This is a genomic window from Hymenobacter puniceus (genome assembly GCF_014333525.1).
Taxonomy (GTDB): domain Bacteria; phylum Bacteroidota; class Bacteroidia; order Cytophagales; family Hymenobacteraceae; genus Hymenobacter.
In genome coordinates this window covers 169307-187248 of record NZ_JACSCX010000007.1, presented here as the reverse complement: position 1 = coordinate 187248, position 17942 = coordinate 169307, and the positions used below count along the sequence as shown (strand labels likewise).

Here is a 17942-nt window from a genome sequence, read left to right as displayed (position 1 = left end):
ACAAAAAGTATTCCGAAGTACCAATATATTTAGCGTAGCAGCCCCAGCCCAAAAAAGAATAGCAGCTGCAGCATGTAAACGAATGCCGCCAGCGGATTGCGCTTTTCGAATTGTGTGCGGTTGAAAAACACCTGCAGGATGAGTGATACGGCAAACCATCCCTTGAAATTCTGCAGCGGAATAACGTCGAAGCGCCACTGCCAGAAGTCGAACCGAACGGCCACAGGCTCTAGGCAAGCATCGAGCCCGACCATGAGCAGCGTGGCTACCAGGGCCCGCAGAAAATCAGAAAGGGGCAGGTAGCGCGCCAGAATGCCGGTTGTGTACGTGAGCATCAGCCAGTTGGCCCCGATGATGAGCGGCACGCCCAGCCATTTCAGCCCCAGTGTATTGCCGTACTCGTAGAACCCGAACAACAGTCCGGTCCGGATGCCCATTACCTCCACGCCGAAGCCCACGGCCATGGTCACCAGGCAGAACCACCAGAAGGTAGAGCTTTTATCGGGCTGGAAGGCCAGCAGCAGCCCCAGCGTCAGGAGCAGGTTGAGGGGAACAAACTGCAGGAAAAAGGCCGGGTCCTCGGAAAACCCCAGCCCCAGAAACCCCGTGACGTGGAACAGCAGCAAAATACCTTGAGCCCAGCGCAAGCGGCGCTGCCGGGCCACAGCGCCTTGCGCAAGTGCCTCCGCCGGAAGTTGTTGAATGGATTCGGGCATAGAAGAGAATTAAGAATGAAAAATTAAGAATGAAAAATTGGATGAGCAGTTGAGTTGATAAGAGTATCTCACAGCCGTCCAAGCAGTCATTTTTAGTTTTTAATCCTCAATTTTTAATTAACTCAGAAACAATGCGGGCGGAAAGCAAACATAGCGGAATACCGCCGCCGGGATGCACCGAGCCGCCGCAAAAGTACAGTCCTTGTAGCTTGCGAGAAAAGTTAGGATGCCGCAGAAACGCCGCCAGCAAGTTGTTGCTGGAACTGCCATAGAGCGCACCGCCAAACGATGATGTGCGGGCTGCAATGCCGGGCGGGTCCCACACGTGCTCGGCCCGGATAAGCGCGCCCACATCGGTGCCCAGTGCCTTACTCACGCGGGCCAGCACGGCAGTGCGGGTGCGCGCCACCAGTGCCGGCCAATCCTGGCCCTGGTCGTGGGGTACGTTCACCATCACAAACCAGTTTTCGTGGCCCGCGGGTGCATCACTTGGGGTGTGCCCGCTTGTGATGTTGACGTACACTGTGGGGTCGGTGGCAATGGTTTGGTGCTGGAAGATGGCCTCGAACTCAGCCTTGTAGTCCTGCGAAAAAAAGATGTTGTGCACGCCCAGTTCCGGAAAGCGCCGGCCAATACCCCAATAGAAAATCAGGGCCGAGGACGAGCGGGGCTGCGCCAGCGTACGTTCGGGCGCGGGCTGCGTGGGCAGCAGGCGGCGGTAGGTAGGTACCACGTCCATGTTGCTGACTACCAGCCCCGAGCTATATGTGTCGTGCGAGGTGCGCACGCCTGTCACGCGGCCGGCTTCCGTCAGGATTTCCTGCACTGGCTCCTGGTAGCGGAACTCCACGCCCAACTCCTCGGCCAGTTGCACGAGGCTCTGGGCAATGGCGTAGATGCCGCCTTCGGGGTAGAATGCGCCCCGGCCGTGCTCGAGGTGCGGAATCAAGCTGAGCGTAGCCGGGGCCTGGTAGGGGTCGGACCCGTTGTAGGTGGCAAAACGGTCGAAGAGCTGCACCAGGCGCGGGTCGTTGGGGAAGGCGCTGGTGTGACGCTGGTGCATGGTGCTGAGCAAGCCCAGCTGCGGCAGCGCCCCCACGGCCTTCAGCACTTCGGGGCTGAGGTAGGTGCCCGCTTTGTGCAAAGACTTGTGCAGAAACGTGCCTGCCGTGCCATCATAGGCCTGCCCGCTACGGCGCAGAAAGGCCAGCACCTCTGCGGCCGGCACCCCCAGCTTCACTTCCACCTCTGCGGCAAACTTGTCTTCGTCGGCCCAGGCAGTGAGGCGCGTGCCATCGGCGAAAAAGTACTGCGTGATAGGGTCGAGGCGCTGGTAGCGGAAGTAGTCCTGCGGGTTGCGTCCGGCCAGCGTGAACAGCTCGTCTACCAACTCAGGCAGTGTAAACAACGACGGGCCGCCGTCGAAGCGGTAGCCGCCGGGCAACTCCAGCTGGTGCATTTTGCCCCCAAAGCTTTCCTGCGCCTCAAACACCGTGACACGATGCCCGGCCACAACCAGCCGCACGGCCGTAGCAATGCCGCCAATGCCAGCCCCAATGATGGCGGCGGAAGGAAGAGAAGTGGAGTCAGTTGGGCGGGTCACGGTCGATACAACAAAGCGTCGCCCGAAATGTCTGGCCACGCAACCGATATCAGAAAAAAGGCGAGTTGCCTACTCCACCGCCAGCACCAGCCCTTTTAGGTACGCTCCTTCAGGATGGAACAAACTCACGGGGTGGTCGGCGGGCTGGGTGAGGCGGTGCAGGATGCGCGCCGGCCGGCCGGCCTCGATGGCAGCGGCTAGCACGGCTCCCTCAAACAGCTCGGGGCTAACCACCTGCGAGCAGCTAAACGTGAACAGCAGCCCACCGGGCGCAATCTGCCGGATGCCCGCTGCATTCAGGCGCTTATAGCCCATCAGGGCGTTGTGGCGGGCCGATAGGTGCTTGGCAAACGCCGGCGGGTCGAGCACGATGAGGTCGTATTCTTCCTGGCTGTTTTTCATGAAGCTGAACACATCCTCGGCATAGGCGGCGTGCTTGCTTTCCAGGCCGGTGAGGGCGGCGTTGCGCTCGGTCAGCTCAATGGCGCGCTTCGAGCTATCCACAGAATGCACCAGCTCGGCCCCGGCCTGCAGCGCATAGGAGCTGAAGCCGCCGGTATAGCAGAACGTATTGAGCACGCGGCGGCCGGGCGCGTAGCGAGCCAGCAAGCTGCGGTTGTCGCGCTGGTCAATGAAAAAACCAGTTTTCTGGCCAGTCTCCCAATCGATGGCAAATGGGTGGCCGTTTTCGTGGACTACGTGTTCCTGCCCGTTGCTGCTGCCGAACAGGTAGCCGTTTTGGGCACCCGGCGCCGCCTTCGCCGGCACGGTTTCGGCACTCTTATCATAAACGGCGCGCAAACCCGGTACCACGGCCTGCAGGGCTTCCGCAATGAGGGGCCGCGCCTTATACATGCCCGCGCTGTGGGCCTGCACCACAGCTGTGTCGCCGTACACGTCTATAATGAGGCCGGGCAGGCCGTCGCCTTCAGCGTGGGTGAGGCGGTACACGTCGGTGTTGCCGGTGCCCGTCAGGCCGAGGCCCTGGCGCAGCTGGTAAGCGTTGCGCAGGCGGGCTTCCCAGAAAGCTGCGTCGGGCAGTTGGGCGTCGGGGCCGAAATCGAGCATGCGCACGGCAATGGAGCCGGGAGCGTAGTGGCCCACGCCCAGCACTTCGCCATTAGCAGCCTGCACCGTCACCACTTCACCTTCCGTCACTTCGCCCTGCATCCGGCCAATAGCGCCCGAAAACACCCACGGATGGCGGCGGCGCAGGGATTGGTCTTTTCCGGGTTTGAGCGTGACGATGGCAGCAGTCATAAGGGCAATGAAATGAATTGGACTGCAAAGGTAGCCTAACCTGCCGAGGATGAATTGCCGGTAGCGGAATTCACTGCTAGAAGCTGGATCAGCAAAGTGAACAACGCTGGCTTACCCAAACGGGTCGAGATAAGCAATCAGCACGGCCAGCGCCGACAGCCCGGCCAGTACCAGCCACACCGGCCCGCCCCAGATCAGCAGCCCCAGCAAGGAAAGCGGCAACACAATCAGCCCGAGTACGCCTAGCACTGTGGTGCCCAGCCCTACTTCGGCGGGTTGCTGCGGCGCAAATGCCTGCCGGACTTTAACCGGTGCAGATATGCGGGGCTTGGTGGCAGCCTGTGTTGCAGAAGTGGCGGGTAGCGTCGCACGAACCAGCGCCGCTACCGGCCGCTCCAAACGGCGTACCTGGGCTTTGGAAAGCACATGCTTCTGTTGCTTCCGGATCTGCACTAGTGTTGGCTGTGCGGCCGACGGTGCTGCTGCTGGCTGCACGGCCGCATGTTCTGCCGGAGTCGCCGCTACCGGCTGCTGCACCTGCCCGGAAGGTGCCGGCCGAAACTGATAAGCCAACTGGCTGCTGCTGCAACTGGCCATAGCTCCCAGCACCAGCAGTGCGCTCAATGAACGGGAAAGCAGACGTCGGTATCCGGAAAAAGCAGAAGTAGTGGTGCGCATAGACGAGGGTAAAAGCCGTTCCGGCGCAAGGTATGCCAGACGCCTGGGCCGTATACGGTGGCGGCGGCCGGCGCGCTGCCTCAATGAGCAGGCAGCGCTGCCGGTACCTTCCCGGGCCGACCAAACCAGCGCCGATAGATAGGTTTTCGCCACGCAAACTGCGCCCACATGGCAGGCCACAGCAGCCGGTCCAGAAGCCCAGAGCCGCTCCGGAACTCCAGATCCTCGATGATGTAACAGCCACCATCCGGAGCGGGCTGCATCAGGTGGCGGTGCTGCCAGTAGCGCAGCGGCGGTGGTAGTTGGCAGCCCTCATCCACAAAGTAGTAAGTGCCATTGGGCGTGGTGCCATGCTCGGTGATAAGCGACGTCCAAAGGAAGCGTGCGGGCCCGGCTCCCAACTCAATATGCACCTCGTCGCCGCGGTGGCAGCCATCGAAGCGCAGCAGCCGAAAAGGCGGGAACGGCGGCGCCAGAGCCAGAAACAGGTCACGGGTGAATCCTTGCCATACCTGAGCGGGTGCGGCGGCGACGTGGGTGCGGAGGTAGAGGTGCATAGAAGCAGTACAAGGGCTACCCAGATAGTGTTTATATCAACCATTAAATAAATTATTTTGATATTCAAAGATATTTTATTACTATTATTATAAAGCATGCCAGTCGTGAAGGCACGGTCCCAATATCAACTATCTGGCTTTGTAGTCGATTTTCCACCACCAATCAACTCCTTATGATGAGCTATCAGCGTTGGATTGCCTTACCGATTCTTGTTCTTGCGATGTGCAGCGTCTGCGCTGCTCAGTCGCAAAATCCCACCCCGCAGGAAACGGAAAGAGTTGGAATACCTGCAAGCCGTAGATTAGATATAGACACTGCTAGGGTGTGGATAGATCGGCATAATGATTTTAAGTTGATACATACTAATAATAGAAAGCAAGGTATATCTACAACCTTTGATAAGGAGAAGTTAATTGCTCTTCTCGGATTGCCTGGCGTTGCGGGTGTGAAAATATATTATGGGCAAGATGATAAGTTGTCTAAAAAATATTTAAGGGCGCAACAGTCACAAACACCTCAGCAAAACGAAGGTAAAAGAATAGAAAAGGATAAAAAGGACGCGGTGGTTATACTAACGCCCGTCGATGCAAAAGGTGAAGACCTGGTGAATAAAGATAAAAACGTGCAAGGTATTTACTATATACTGACTTCACCTACTAGGTGTCCCAACGACTGCTTAGGGAATGAACTGGACTGATTGGAGTTGCAGTAGAATTCTAGTGAAAACTTAGAGAAGCATGGGTGGGCTGAATGATATAATTTATCTGATGGGTAGAACGCTGGAAGCTGCGTCAATACTTCCTTTTATGACAGGATACATACGGCGTACTCACATACCCGAGCCGTATAGAGTGATTTATTACTACGTTGGCATTAAGGTTGGCTTATATGTACTGGATATTATAAGCAGAGCTACAGTAAGGAATAATATTTATATATTTCACATTACAACTGTCACGTCAGTTGTAGTATTTGGTTATTTCTATGCTAGATGTACTAATTCAGACACTATAAAAAAAGTTATAAAAATGTTGATTTTAGTGTTTTTGATTATTGCGGTAATTGATGCTGTTTTTTTAAATAAAATATTTATAAATGTCAACAGTTATTCCCAAGGATTTGGTAGCTTGATACTTGTTTCTGCAGCTATGTATCATATTTTTATCTTAAGTCAAAGCGAATTACTACTTGATAAGCAACCTGGATTCTTTTTTAGTATTGCTGTATTACTTTATTTTTCGTATTCCATTGTTACGTACGTAGTTTCCAATATCATCTATAACTCTGGCTACGACAAAGCCACAACCATACAGCTTGATCGGCTTATCAGCGCTCCTGACGCCCTCCTGTATGCCGTGCACATGGGGTTACTGGCCTGGATGTTCAGCTTCTTCCCGCTTTGTGTGAATCCAAGACAGGCCCTCCCCTACTGGCTGCATTACAGCCGCTGGAAGAAGCCGTCGTATAAGTTGTTGGGAAATAAGATATTGTAGGGATTTTATTCCTGGTCCTCGCTATGCCCGACGCGCTACTGCCCTTCCTGCTGATTGGTCCGGTGCTGCTGCTGCTGGTTGGCGGTATTATTGGCATTCTGGTGCGGGAGCAGCGGCGCCGGCTGCAGCAGGAGCGCGAAAAACATTTGCTGCTGGAGCAGCAAAATGAGTTGCTGGAACAACAAGTGCAGCAGCGCACCGCCGACCTGCAGCAATCGTTGCGCCATTTGCAGGCCACGCAGCGGCAGTTGATTCAAAGCGAAAAGCTGGCTTCTCTCGGGGAGTTGACGGCCGGAGTGGCGCATGAAATCCAGAACCCGCTCAACTTTGTGCTGAACTTCTCGGAAGTGAGTGTAGAGTTGGTGCAGGAGCTGAAAGACGAGCTGCTGACCAAACAGTCCGCTGCCAACGCCGCTTCAGCTACCGAACTGCTTCAGAGCCTGGAAGAAAACCTGCAGCGTATTACGCAACATGGGCAGCGGGCCGGTGGTATTGTGCAAGGCATGCTGCTGCATGCGCGCAATTCCACCGGCGAGCGGCAACCTACCCACCTCAATGAGCTGGCCGACCAGTTTTTGCGTCTGGCATACCAGGGAATGCGGGCTAAACACAAGGAGTTCAACGTCGCCATCAACACTGATTTCGCGCCCAATATGAGCTTGATCAGTGTGGCGCCGCAGGATATTGGCCGCGTGCTGCTGAACCTGTTTAACAATGCATTATATGCGCTACGCAAGCGCCAGCAAAATGGGGAGCTGGGCTACCGGCCACTACTTCAGGTCATGTCGGCGTGCCGCAACGGGCAAGTGGAGTTGCGGGTGCGCGATAATGGGTCTGGAATCGACGCGGCTATTCTGGAAAAAATCTACCAGCCGTTTTTCACCACCAAACCTACCGGCGAAGGCTCCGGCCTGGGCCTTTCCATCAGCTACGACATCGTTACGCAGGGCCACGGCGGCCAGCTGCTGTGCGAAACCAAGGAAGGCGAGTACACGGAATTTATTCTGCGCCTGCCCGCGTAAATGTGCTTTCTTGCAGGTATACTCGCACAGAATCAGCTGCATGGACGACGCCTTCTGGGAAACTGATGAGCTGCCGGGCCGCTGGCTGCATCAGCAGGGCCGCCGCTACCTGTACTGCAGCGGCACCGGCTACCTGGGCATGGCGCGCAACCCGGCTTTTGCTGCGCTGTTAACCGAAGGCCTGGCCCGCTATGGCACCAACTACGGTAGCTCCCGCAATTCCAATTTGCGGCTGCGCATCTATGCCGAAGCAGAAGAGCAGCTGGCCTGCCGCACAGGTGCGGCCGCTGCGCTTACTGTTTCGTCGGGCTACCTGGCCGGGCAGATGGCGGTGAAGGCATTGGCTGATGCCGGCCGCTTCGAGTATGCGCCCGACACTCACCCGGCTGCTTGGCTGACGGCCGCGCCAACATCTGCCCCCGTTGCTTTTTCGCACGCTGCCTGGGCTGCAGAGCTGCTGGCGCGTCTGGCAGCAGAAGCGCCAGTGCCGGTGGTGGTGGTCTGCAACTCGCTGGATCCGCTGCGGGTTTGTGCCTACGACTTTAGTTGGGTATCCCTGCTACCCACCAACCGGCCCATCACCTTGCTTGTTGATGATTCGCATGGCTTTGGAGTAACGGGCGAGGCGGGTAGCGGCGTGTATGCGCAGCTGCGGGTGCCGCCCACCGTGCGGCTGGTGGTGGTGGCCTCGTTGGGCAAGGCCTGCGGGGTACCGGGCGGACTGGTGCTGTCGTCGGATGTTGGCTTTATAGCGGCATTGCGGCGCAGTGCGTTCTTTGCAGCTTCTTCGCCGATAGTGCCGGCCTACCTGTATGCCTTTCTGCAAGCCGATGCGCTGTACGCGCAGGCCCGGCAGCAGCTGGCCGCCAACACGCAGCAATTCGCTCTAGCCACGGCTGCCACGAAGCTTTTTCAATCATTCAATGGCTTCCCGGTATTCTACTCTCCTGCCAACACGCTGGCGCCCTATCTGCAGCAGCGGGGCGTCTGGATTTCCAGTTTTGCTTACCCCACACCCACCGATGCGCCCATCACGCGCGTGGTACTCTCGGCCCTGCACACCGCTGACGATGTAGCGCTGGTAGCGGGACTCGTGCAGGCGTTTGCAGCCGAATAAGATTAGTGCTCTACAGAAGCGGGCCAGAAGTACGAAGTGTAGGCGCTTCGTACTTCTGGCCCGCTTTTAGCCGTTAATGGCAGGGCATGCTACCCCAGCAACTCCTCAATGTCCTCTTTGGTGAGGCGCTTGATGATGGCTTCGTCGGTGGTAATCAGGTCCGTGACCAGCTGGATTTTCTTGTGCTGCAGGGCCAGGATTTTCTCTTCTACTGTGTTCTGGGTGATGAACTTATAGGTGAACACCGTGCGCTGCTGCCCAATGCGGTGGGCCCGGTCAATGGCCTGGGCCTCTACAGCGGGGTTCCACCACGGGTCGAGGATGAACACGTAGTCGGCGGCCGTTAGGTTGAGACCCACGCCGCCGGCTTTCAGACTGATGAGAAACACGCGCAGGTCTTCAGTCTCCTGGAACTTAGTCACTACCTTATGCCGGTCGCGGGTATTGCCATCCAGGTAAGCGTAGTCGATATCCCGCTCATCCAGTGAAGCCCGAACAATATCCAGGTGCTTAACGAATTGGCTGAATACCAATACTTTGTGGCCTTCCGAAACTACGCTCTTAATCATGCGCACTACCTCACGCAGCTTGCCCGACTCGTGCGCGTACTCCTCGTCGGCCATGCGTGGGTGGTTGGCAATCTGGCGCAGCTTGGTGAGGCCCTGCAGCAGCATAAACTGAGTGCTGGCCGTACCGTGCTCCTCAATATTCTGCAGAATTTTGTTGCGGTAGTAACTCTTGGTTTCCTCGTAGCAGTGCTGCTGCTCCTCGGTCATGGGGCAGTAGCTGAGGTTTTCAATCTTCTCCGGCAGCTCCTTGGCTACCTGGGCCTTGTGGCGGCGCAGAATAAACGGCTTGATGAGGGCGTGAAGTTTGCGCGTGCGGCCCTCATCCTTGCCTTTCTCAATGGGCTTAAGAAACTCCTTGCGGAAAAAAGTTTGCGTGCCCAGCAACCCCGGATTGATGAATGACATCTGCGACCAAAGGTCCATGGTGCTGTTTTCCACCGGGGTGCCCGTCAGAATCAGGCGGTGCCGGGAGTGCAGACCGCGCACCGCGTGCGAGGTGGTGGAGCTAGGGTTTTTGATAGCCTGCGACTCATCCAGAATAACGTAATCGAACTTGTAGGTCTTAAGAAGCTCGGCATCGAGCCGCACAATGCCATAGCTGGTCAGCACCACGTCGTAATTGGCAAACTGCTCTACGTTCTTGTCGCGGTAAGTGCCCGTATAGATCAGCAGGCGAAGCGCGGGCGTGAATTTCTGGGCCTCGCTCAACCAATTGTACACCAGAGAGGTGGGCATAGCCAGCAAGGAGGCAGCACCGCCGGATTCGCCGCTTTCCTTGCGGTGTAGCAGCAGCGCCAGCGTCTGAACCGTTTTCCCGAGCCCCATATCGTCGGCAAGGCAGCCGCCAAAATGGTAGTCCTTCACGAAGTGCAGCCAGTTGTAGCCGGCCTTCTGATACGGACGCAATTCGCCCTGAAAGCCAGCTGGGATAGGCTGGTCTTCCACAGACTCAAATCCGCGCAGCTTTTCCAGTTTCCGGCTGATAACCACAGTCGCCAGGTTGCCGTTCTGCAGGTCGGATACCAGCGCCAAGTGGTGTTTGCGCAGCGTGAGGCTCTGAGCGTGCTCCTCGGCAAAAGCAAACAACTCCAGGTACTGCGTAAACCACTCTTCCGGAATGATGGCAATCTGGCCGTTGGGGAGCCGGAACTCGTGGCGGCGCTGCAGAATGTAGGTGCGCAGCTTGATGAACGGAATTTCGAACTCGCCGAAGCGTACGGTGCCGCGCACGTCAAACCAGTCGTTGGCCTCCGTGATGCCCACTTCCACACTCACCGCCCCAATGAAGTAGTCTTTGCCGGAGGTGCTGCCCTGCTGCACCGTAAAACCCAGGCGGGCCAGCTCGTCGGCGTGGTGGTGTAGCCAGCGGAAGGCAGTGGCTTTTTCCAGCACGGCCCGGCCATTGCGCACTTCCAGAGCCCGGTCGGCCAATTCCCGGATGATTTCCTGCTCCCGGTCGAGGTTGCGCACGAGGCGGTGGAAAATGTAGTTGTCCTGCTTCTTTTCCAGCTTCACGCACACCCGCTTGTCGTAGCTATTATGCACGGTATGGTCGCCGTAGCGGAACGACAGATCGAAGTGAATATGGTCGGAAAGGGCCGTGGCCACGGTGGTCCCGCCTGTTTCAGCCGTAGCCCGGCGGGTGGCAGGCCGCACGTCCTCCACTACTTTGGCAGTAGGCGCATCCGAAAACGTAAGCTGCGGCCGCGCCACATAGCGTTCCGACCGGATATCAAAGCCGCGGGCGTGCACATCAAACGACTCCACGAGCGGCGCTACAAAGCGCAGAAAGTAGCTTTCCTCTACCTGCCGCGGAATAACGATGAACTTCTTATTAAGGAAGGGCTTGATTTTCTTGCCGTCTACCTCGTTGCGGAAGTGGTAGAGCACGTCATCTACCAAAAGCCAGGCCGGCTGCTCCGATACAATAACGGCGTTCTTGTACTGGAAGTCGAGGCGTTGGTTCTGGTACTGGATGGTAGGGAAATAGTGGGTGTTGTCTTCGTTGCGCCGAAAGTGAAATAGCACGGAGGCAGCTTCTGGAGCCAGACCTATTTCGCGCCACGTTGGTTCGCCGTCTTTGCCCATGATGAACACATACTTGCCGGGCAGGCGCGCCAGAATCTGGCCCATCCGCTCCTGCACATGCTGGCAAATAACATCCTGCAGCGCTTTATCACCTTTCTCAGGATCGTATACCTTTAGAAAGAAGTCGGCGGGAGTGGTTTTCTTGGGCCAGAATTCTTTAATAACAGCGTCCTGCTGAATCTGGTCGGTGAGAGCTACCAACTCGAAGTCCGTCTCATCTAGGCCATCCGCAAATTCGGGGGCATTTTTGGCTGAAACTGTCTGGTGCTGTAGCGTCAGCTGTCCTTTGGCGTTGCGCTGAACAACGTAACTCTCAAATAAATAGCCTAAATATTCGTGCTCAAGCAGCGAGTAAACAATTTGAAAAGGTAGAGCAGTAGAAACCTTCATGAGGATAAACAGCGACCAAAATGCAATGCTGAATGTAAGGACAAATGCTAAATAGTATATTATTTATCAAAAAGTAAAATATTATCTATAAATAATTACATTTTAAAGACGAACAGTAAGATTTAGCCGCCCGGAAGTAGCTTCTAGGTAGATAAACTACTGCCAGCGGGTACAGATTGTTACAGATTTTCTCGCACGTCGAGGCGCGCAGCATTCAACGCTGGCCGGATAGACACAGCAATAGTGATAATCACAATGGCTAGGCCCGTAAGCGCAATATCAGAAAACTGCATTTTTACCGGGTAGGAATCTACCACGCTCGTGGCCATTCCCATGCTCACAATATGGAAGGTTTGCTGTATCCAGCAGATACTAATACCTAAAAACAAACCTGTAACTGCGCCTACTAAGGCCACAATGGCACCCTCCAGCAGGAAAATGCGGCGAATGTGCCGCGGAGTGGCTCCCATAGCCAGCAGAATAGCCACATCCTTGCGCTTGTCAATGACGAGCATCGACAGTGAGAAGAAGATGTTCAGTGAGGCAATCAGCAGAATAAAGGCGAAGGTGATGAACACAAACATCTTCTCCACCTTGATGGCCTTGAGCAAGCTCACGTGCTGCTCGTCGGAGTCAAGAACCTTGAACTTCGGGCCAAGGTACTTCTTGATGACGCCTTTCACCTGCTGAATGTCGTGCTCGTCGCCGACGTTTACTTCCAGCGCCGTGCGGCGGGGGCCATAATGCAGGAGCTCTTCGGCAAACTCCAGCGGCACAAATACATAGCTGTCGTCGATGTGCTGCTCAATCAGGAATACGCCGCCCGCCGTGATGGTCTTCTCGGTGAAGGCGCTTTCCGGGTTCATCGACAGCGTTTTCTTGCCCGTGTTGCGGGGGTATAGCAAATGCAGCGGCGCGAAACGGTTGTTGAGAGCAATGCTGAGCTCGTGCTGCACGCCGGCCCCGAGCAAGGCAAATGGCTCGCCATTGCGGCGCAGGCGGTGGTCGCCTTCCACAATCGAAGAGTCGATGCGGCTTTGGGTGTAGTAGTTTTCTGAAACGCCCTTCATCTTCACCACCATCTGGCGGTCGTGATACTGCAGCAGGGCGTTGTCTTCGATTACCTCCGTGAGCAGGCCCACGCCCCGGATGCGGCGCATACCTTCCAGCAATGGCTCTGATACCGCAAATGACTTACCCTGCACGGCTGTCACCACCAAATCGGGGTCTGACTTGCCGTAAAGGGTCCGCACCAGATCCTCGAGACCGTTGAATACTGACAGCACGATAATCAGCGCCATTGTGCCCACCGCCACGCCAATCATGGAGATGTTGGAAATGATGCTGATGATGTTGCGCTTCTTCTTCGAGAAAAAGTAACGCCGGGCAATGAGCAACGGAACGTCCATGCGGGGCGTGGGAGGTGAAACGGCGGGGTGGTGAGGGAGGGGGAAAGATTAGCTGGCGCGGCGCATAGAGTCTTCGAGGCGGGGCAGGCGCTCCTCGTGTTCGTCACTGATGGAGCGCATCCCCTGCAAACCCGTTCGGATGCCGCTCAGATGATCCAATGCGGCATTAGCAAAGGCATTGAAGCCGGCTTCATTACGATCCAGCCGCTCCAGGATAGCAGTCTGCGTTTCTTGCTGCCGATCCATCTGAATCAGAATTTCGGCTATAACTTCAGAGAAACCATTCTTGTCAGCCATGACAATAGAGGAAATGCGGTTAGAGCCCCAAGATACGCCGCCGGGCCCAAAAGGTGGCAGCCAAGCTCGTCCTACTTCCAGGCTTTCACAATCAGGCCGGTGCCAGAGTCGTGCAGGGTGCGGGCATCCAGCCAGTTCAGCAGCAGGCAGAGCGGGAACGTGACGAGGTAGTAGAACGGCAGCAGCAGGAAAAACAGCTTGGACTGGCCCAGCATCAGAATCGGGTATTTCATACTCAGGCGCCACGAAACCTGGCCCGGCTCGCCGTAGCTGTAGCGGGCCTCAATCCGCTCGAAACCGGCGGTGCGCAGCTTCTGCTGAATCTCGTGGATGTTGTAGCCGTCGCGCACGTGCTCCTCAATGAAGCTGGTTTCGCCGTCGGAGTGCACATCGGAGCCGCCCTGGTCGGAGGGCGTGGAAATGAGCAGCATGCCGCCATCTTTGAGCGAGGCGTGGATGTTGCGGAACACTTCCACGTCTTCCAGAATGTGCTCCATCACGTCAACGGACAATGCCAGATCAAACGTGTTAGGCTCCTGGTACAGCACGAGGTCCTGCACCGCAAACTGGGCATTGGTGCGGCCGATTTCGCGGAAGAAGCGGTTGGAGTCGGCCACCTGCTCGTCTTTCACATCCACAGCCAGCACCTGCCACTTCTTGCTTTGGCCGGTCAGCCAGTAGGTGTACTGGCCGTAGCCGGAGCCGGCATCGAGGATGTTGAGCGCCTCGCCGGTGCGGCCCCGCGCCCATTCGCGCAGTTCGCGGTGTACGTGCCAGGTACGCAGCAGCAGCAAGTCGAGCAGATGATAAAACAGGCGGCGCAGCAGCGGAGTACGGTTAAATACCTCGCCCAAAGAGCGTTTAATCGGGTCGTAATGCAAGTGCTTTAGGGCTTAGTGCTTGGGGCTTAGGACTTAGGGCGAAGGACTTGAGCCGTCAAACGACCTAAGCCTCAATCCCTGATTCCTAAGCACTAAAATTCTACTCGTCTTCGTCGGCGAAGAGCTTGGGACGCTTGGGGGCAGCTTCAGACTGGTCGTCGGTTTCGGGCTCGGGCGCCGGAATGTTGAGTGTGCCCAGCACTTGGTCCATTTTGGCGGCGTAGGCGGCCGAGTCGTCGAGGAAGAACACCAAGTCGGGCACAATGCGCAGCTGCTGGCGAATACGCTTGGCCAGCGCCTGGCGCACTATTTTCTGGTTTTCGCGCACCAGCTCCAGGGTGGCTTCGCCGCTGCCCTCGCGGGCCAGCAACTGGCTCAGATACACGCGGGCTACGCCCAAGTCGGGCGAAACGCGCACAGTGCTGATGCCCGGCGCCAAGCCCGGAAACAGGTGCGGCAGGTCGCGCTGAAATACGGCGGCCAGCTCCTGCTGCAGCAGGCTGGATACTTTTTGTTGTCGTTTGCTTTCCATATGAACGAGCAAAGATAGGAAGTTAGGGGCTTAGGGGCTTGGCGTCCTGGGAACTTAGATGATGTTGCCGATAGGAAAGCTTCGGGGGCCGGTACGTAACTGGCGGTGGTGCACAATGTCCGCCGGGCTATACCTTTACCAACCCAAGCTTCCGAGACTCTAAGCCCCCACGCCCCACCTTGCTTCAATTTTTCAAAAGCCCGTTGCCTTCCCGCCTGCTGGCGCTGCTGCTGCTGGTGCTGGCCGTGCGGCTGCCGCTGCTCTGGTGGGGCATTCCGCTGTCGGCGGTAGAGCTGCGGGCCCTGCTGGTGGGCGAGCGGCTGCACGACGGCGCCCTGCCCTACCGCGACCTGTACGACGCCACCGCGCCGCTGGCCGCCGCCCTATTCGGCCTGCTCGATGTGGTAGCCTCACGCCCACTCTGGCTGTACCGAGTTCTGGCCCTGGCGCTGCTCCTGACACAAGCCCTGCGCTTCAGCTTTGTGCTCAACCGCGCCGATGTGCACCCGGAGCGCGGCTACGTGGCGGCGCTGGTGTACATGGTGCTGGCCAGTGTCACAACGGACCTTGATGTTCTCTCGCCGCTACTACTTGGGCAAACATTTATTGTGCTGTCTTTGAGTGCATTGCTGCCTACTTCACGGGAAGGATACGACAACCGCCGGCTGTTTCGGGCCGGGTTTCTGATTGGCGTGGCGGCCCTGTGCTACCTGCCACTGGCGCTGTTTCTATTGGTGGGCCTGTTCGCCGTTATCATCTTCGCCGCCAACTCGTTCCGGAGCTTTCTGCTGCTGGTGTGTGGCTTTGGGTTTCCGTACGCGGCAGTGGCTACCTTCCTGCTCTACAACGATGCGCTGCCTTATTTCCGGCAATACCACCTGGCCCCCACGCTGAGCGGCCTGGTGCTGGGGGCCGATGGGCTGCCGCTGGATTTGCAGTGGAAGCTGCTGGTACTGCCGGGCGTGGTGCTATTGCTGGCGCTGGCCCGCTCGTTCACTACGTCGCTGGGGCTGGTGTTCCAGATCAAGTTTCAGCAGCTGATGCTGGTGTGGCTGCTGGTAGCGGGCCTGATGGTGGCGGCCGGCCGCGGTACGGCACCGGGCACAATGGCTTTGGTGCTGCCGCCCATCACATATTTTAGCTTGTTTCTGTGGCAGAAAGCCCCCCGGCGCTGGGTGGTGGAAGTGCTGTTTCTGGTGGTGCTGGGGGGCGTGGTAGCCGTCCGCTACCGCACGTTGGTCTGGCTCGATACGGCTCTGCGCTTCCCGTCCGAAAGCACGTACGCCATGCAGCTGCACCCGAAGTATGCCGAGCTGAGCGGCCAGCGCCTGCTGGTGCTGGGTCCCGACCTGCGGCCCTACATCAACAACCAGCCGGCCTCTCCTTACCTCGACTGGCGCCTGGCCCAGGCTGATTTCGGCCACCTCAACCAGTACGCAGCCGTCTACCGGCTCTCCCGCAACCTGGTCCCGGCCCTGCCCACCGTCCTCATCGACCAGACCAACCGCCTAGAGGAGCTGCAGTACAAAATACCCGCCGTGTTCGGCCGCTACCAGCCCACCGCCACCCAGCGCGTGTATCGGTTGAAGTAGCTGTCATTGCGAGGCCGAAGGACGACGCAATCCTTCCTCTATGTGAGACAAACACCCCTTACAGACAAGCCCTCCGGCAGTAGGTTACAAACCTAACGCTGGAGGGCTTGCTGCTTAATGCGGGCTCACATTTTTTAGAGGAAAGATTGCCTCATCCTTCGTTCTCGCAATGACAAATTGCTAACAATCAATCTTGTTGACGCGGTTTTGGTGGCGGCCGCCTTCGAAGGCGGTATTGAGGAACTGGCTGACGATGGCGCGGGCCTGCTCTTCGCTTACAAAGCGCGCTGGTACGCAGATAATGTTGGCGTCGTTGTGCTGGCGGGCCAGCTCGGCCAGCTCCGGCTCCCAGGCAATGGCTGCCCGAATGCCACGGTGTTTATTGGCCGTGATGCACACCCCATTGGCCGAGCCGCACACCAGAATGCCGCGCTCCAGTTCGCCGCCCGTGATGGCCGTAGCCAGCGGGTGCACGAAGTCGGGGTAGTCCACGGAGTCGGCGGAATGGGTGCCGAAGTCGCGCACCTCGTAGCTGTTGTCGCGCAGCCAGTCGGCCAGCATCTGTTTGTAGGCAAAGCCGGCATGGTCGGAGCCGATGGCAATAGGAGTCTGGTCGGGCATGGGGAAAATAGGTAGATGATGAAGACGGAAAATGGCCGGCAAAAAATGGGTCTGGAGGTTCAGATCATCATTTTTTGCCGGCCATTGTGCGGTGCTGAGTTTCGGAATTACGCTACGCCGTTGTTTTCCGCGAGCCGCTCGTTGAGAGCTTTGGTGCGGTTACGGCTCACGACGCGGGCAATATTAATGCTCAGCTCATACAGCAGCACGATGGGAATCGTGACGATGATCTGGGCCGAAATATCGGGCGGCGTGATGATGGCGGCCACAATGAGGATGACCACAATGGCGTGCTTGCGGTAGAGCCGCATGATTTCCGGCGTCACGATGCCGGCTTTGGCCAAAAAGAACACAATCATGGGCAGCTCAAACACCCCGGCGCACGACACCGACATGGTGGTGAGCGTACTGATGTAGCTCTGCATGTCGATCTGGTTTTCGATGGTCGAGTCGATCTGGTAGGAAGCCAGAAACTGGATGCTCAGCGGCGCGGCAATGTAGTAGCCGAACAGCAAGCCCACGATAAACAGCAACGACACGAAGAACACCGCCCCGCGCGAATTAGCGCGCTCGTGTGGGTACAGGCCGGGCTTAATGAAGCGCCAGATTTCCCAGAACGTATACGGAAACGCCAGCACCAGCCCCACCACCAGCGACGTGCTGATGTGCATGGTCAGCTGCCCGCTCATCTCGCGGTTCTGAATCACAAATCCAATCTTGTCGATGCACAGGCTGGGGGTGCCCGCCCAGTCGCCAAAGCGGCAAAAGGCCTTATAGGTCCAGAAATCGGCCCGCGAAGGTCCCAGAATCAGGTCGTGAAACAGGAATTCCTTGGAGAAAAAGGCAATGCTGGCAAACACGACAATCGAAATGGCGGCGCGGATGATGTGCCACCGCAACGCCTCCAGATGGTCGATGAAAGACATTTCCTGGGGCTGGCCCAGAACGGGTTGTTCTGTATTCAAAGCAAACAGCGAAATAGTGGGGTGGTGAACGGGTGAGGGCGACGACGGCAATGATGCGCAACGCAACGGCAAGACACAAACGAGAAACCCACCCAACAGGATGTACGGGCCCGGCTTCAGTGGCGGTGCTTAGCCGTTTATCTCCTCACCA

17 protein-coding genes are annotated in these 17942 nt (G+C 57.3%); 5 read left to right on the top strand and 12 right to left on the bottom strand.

Going from position 1 to position 17942, the window contains the following annotated elements; all coding sequences use genetic code 11:
• Positions 1-29: 29 nt before the first annotated feature.
• From H8B14_RS17990 to H8B14_RS17970, 5 genes are all read right to left on the bottom strand, one after another.
• Complete coding sequence (locus H8B14_RS17990; protein ID WP_187317053.1) at positions 30-716, bottom strand: carotenoid biosynthesis protein; 687 nt, start codon at positions 714-716, stop codon at positions 30-32.
• A gap of 106 nt (positions 717-822) precedes the next feature.
• Complete coding sequence (gene crtD / locus H8B14_RS17985; protein ID WP_187317052.1) at positions 823-2319, bottom strand: 1-hydroxycarotenoid 3,4-desaturase CrtD; 1497 nt, start codon at positions 2317-2319, stop codon at positions 823-825.
• A 69-nt stretch (positions 2320-2388) separates the two neighbouring features.
• Positions 2389-3579, bottom strand: a complete 1191-nt coding sequence (locus tag H8B14_RS17980; protein WP_187317051.1) for a class I SAM-dependent rRNA methyltransferase — start codon at positions 3577-3579, stop codon at positions 2389-2391.
• 111 nt (positions 3580-3690) lie between these two features.
• Positions 3691-4203, bottom strand: a complete 513-nt coding sequence (locus H8B14_RS17975) for a hypothetical protein (protein ID WP_187317050.1) — start codon at positions 4201-4203, stop codon at positions 3691-3693.
• Positions 4204-4337: 134 nt separating this feature from the next.
• Positions 4338-4814: an SRPBCC family protein gene (locus H8B14_RS17970; protein WP_187317049.1), complete on the bottom strand. Its 477-nt coding sequence runs from the start codon at positions 4812-4814 to the stop codon at positions 4338-4340.
• 173 nt (positions 4815-4987) lie between these two features.
• Here H8B14_RS17970 and H8B14_RS17965 point away from each other — a divergent pair, with 173 nt between their 5' ends.
• The 4 genes from H8B14_RS17965 to H8B14_RS17950 are packed head-to-tail and all read left to right on the top strand — an operon-like array spanning position 4988 to position 8447.
• Complete coding sequence (locus tag H8B14_RS17965) at positions 4988-5512, top strand: hypothetical protein (protein WP_187317048.1); 525 nt, start codon at positions 4988-4990, stop codon at positions 5510-5512.
• Between the two features lie 40 nt (positions 5513-5552).
• Entirely contained in the window at positions 5553-6308 is a 756-nt protein-coding gene (locus tag H8B14_RS17960; protein WP_187317047.1) for a hypothetical protein, read from the top strand.
• A gap of 23 nt (positions 6309-6331) precedes the next feature.
• The gene (locus tag H8B14_RS17955) at positions 6332-7330 is read left to right on the top strand and encodes a sensor histidine kinase (protein WP_187317046.1); all 999 of its coding nucleotides are present in this window, start codon (positions 6332-6334) and stop codon (positions 7328-7330) included.
• 40 nt (positions 7331-7370) lie between these two features.
• A complete protein-coding gene (locus H8B14_RS17950) occupies positions 7371-8447 on the top strand; it encodes an aminotransferase class I/II-fold pyridoxal phosphate-dependent enzyme (protein ID WP_187317045.1) in 1077 nt (358 codons plus the stop codon).
• A gap of 89 nt (positions 8448-8536) precedes the next feature.
• Here H8B14_RS17950 and H8B14_RS17945 read toward each other — a convergent pair whose 3' ends face one another.
• The 5 genes from H8B14_RS17945 to rbfA form a co-directional block, all read right to left on the bottom strand.
• Positions 8537-11494: a DEAD/DEAH box helicase gene (locus H8B14_RS17945; RefSeq protein WP_187317044.1), complete on the bottom strand. Its 2958-nt coding sequence runs from the start codon at positions 11492-11494 to the stop codon at positions 8537-8539.
• 179 nt (positions 11495-11673) lie between these two features.
• Positions 11674-12903, bottom strand: coding sequence for an ABC transporter permease (locus tag H8B14_RS17940; RefSeq protein WP_187317043.1), 1230 nt, complete (start codon positions 12901-12903; stop codon positions 11674-11676).
• A gap of 48 nt (positions 12904-12951) precedes the next feature.
• Complete coding sequence (locus H8B14_RS17935) at positions 12952-13200, bottom strand: hypothetical protein (protein WP_187317042.1); 249 nt, start codon at positions 13198-13200, stop codon at positions 12952-12954.
• 71 nt (positions 13201-13271) lie between these two features.
• Positions 13272-14081, bottom strand: coding sequence for a class I SAM-dependent methyltransferase (locus tag H8B14_RS17930; RefSeq protein WP_187317041.1), 810 nt, complete (start codon positions 14079-14081; stop codon positions 13272-13274).
• Positions 14082-14181: 100 nt separating this feature from the next.
• Positions 14182-14613, bottom strand: a complete 432-nt coding sequence (gene rbfA, locus H8B14_RS17925; RefSeq protein ID WP_187317040.1) for a 30S ribosome-binding factor RbfA — start codon at positions 14611-14613, stop codon at positions 14182-14184.
• Between the two features lie 203 nt (positions 14614-14816).
• Between rbfA and H8B14_RS17920 the strand changes: the two genes are divergently transcribed.
• Entirely contained in the window at positions 14817-16205 is a 1389-nt protein-coding gene (locus H8B14_RS17920; protein WP_187317039.1) for a hypothetical protein, read from the top strand.
• A 180-nt stretch (positions 16206-16385) separates the two neighbouring features.
• Here the strand turns inward: H8B14_RS17920 and rpiB are convergent, their stop codons facing one another.
• Positions 16386-16826: a ribose 5-phosphate isomerase B gene (gene rpiB / locus H8B14_RS17915; protein ID WP_187317038.1), complete on the bottom strand. Its 441-nt coding sequence runs from the start codon at positions 16824-16826 to the stop codon at positions 16386-16388.
• Between the two features lie 107 nt (positions 16827-16933).
• Positions 16934-17791: a twin-arginine translocase subunit TatC gene (gene tatC / locus H8B14_RS17910; RefSeq protein WP_261990084.1), complete on the bottom strand. Its 858-nt coding sequence runs from the start codon at positions 17789-17791 to the stop codon at positions 16934-16936.
• Between the last annotated feature and the right edge of the window lie 151 nt (positions 17792-17942).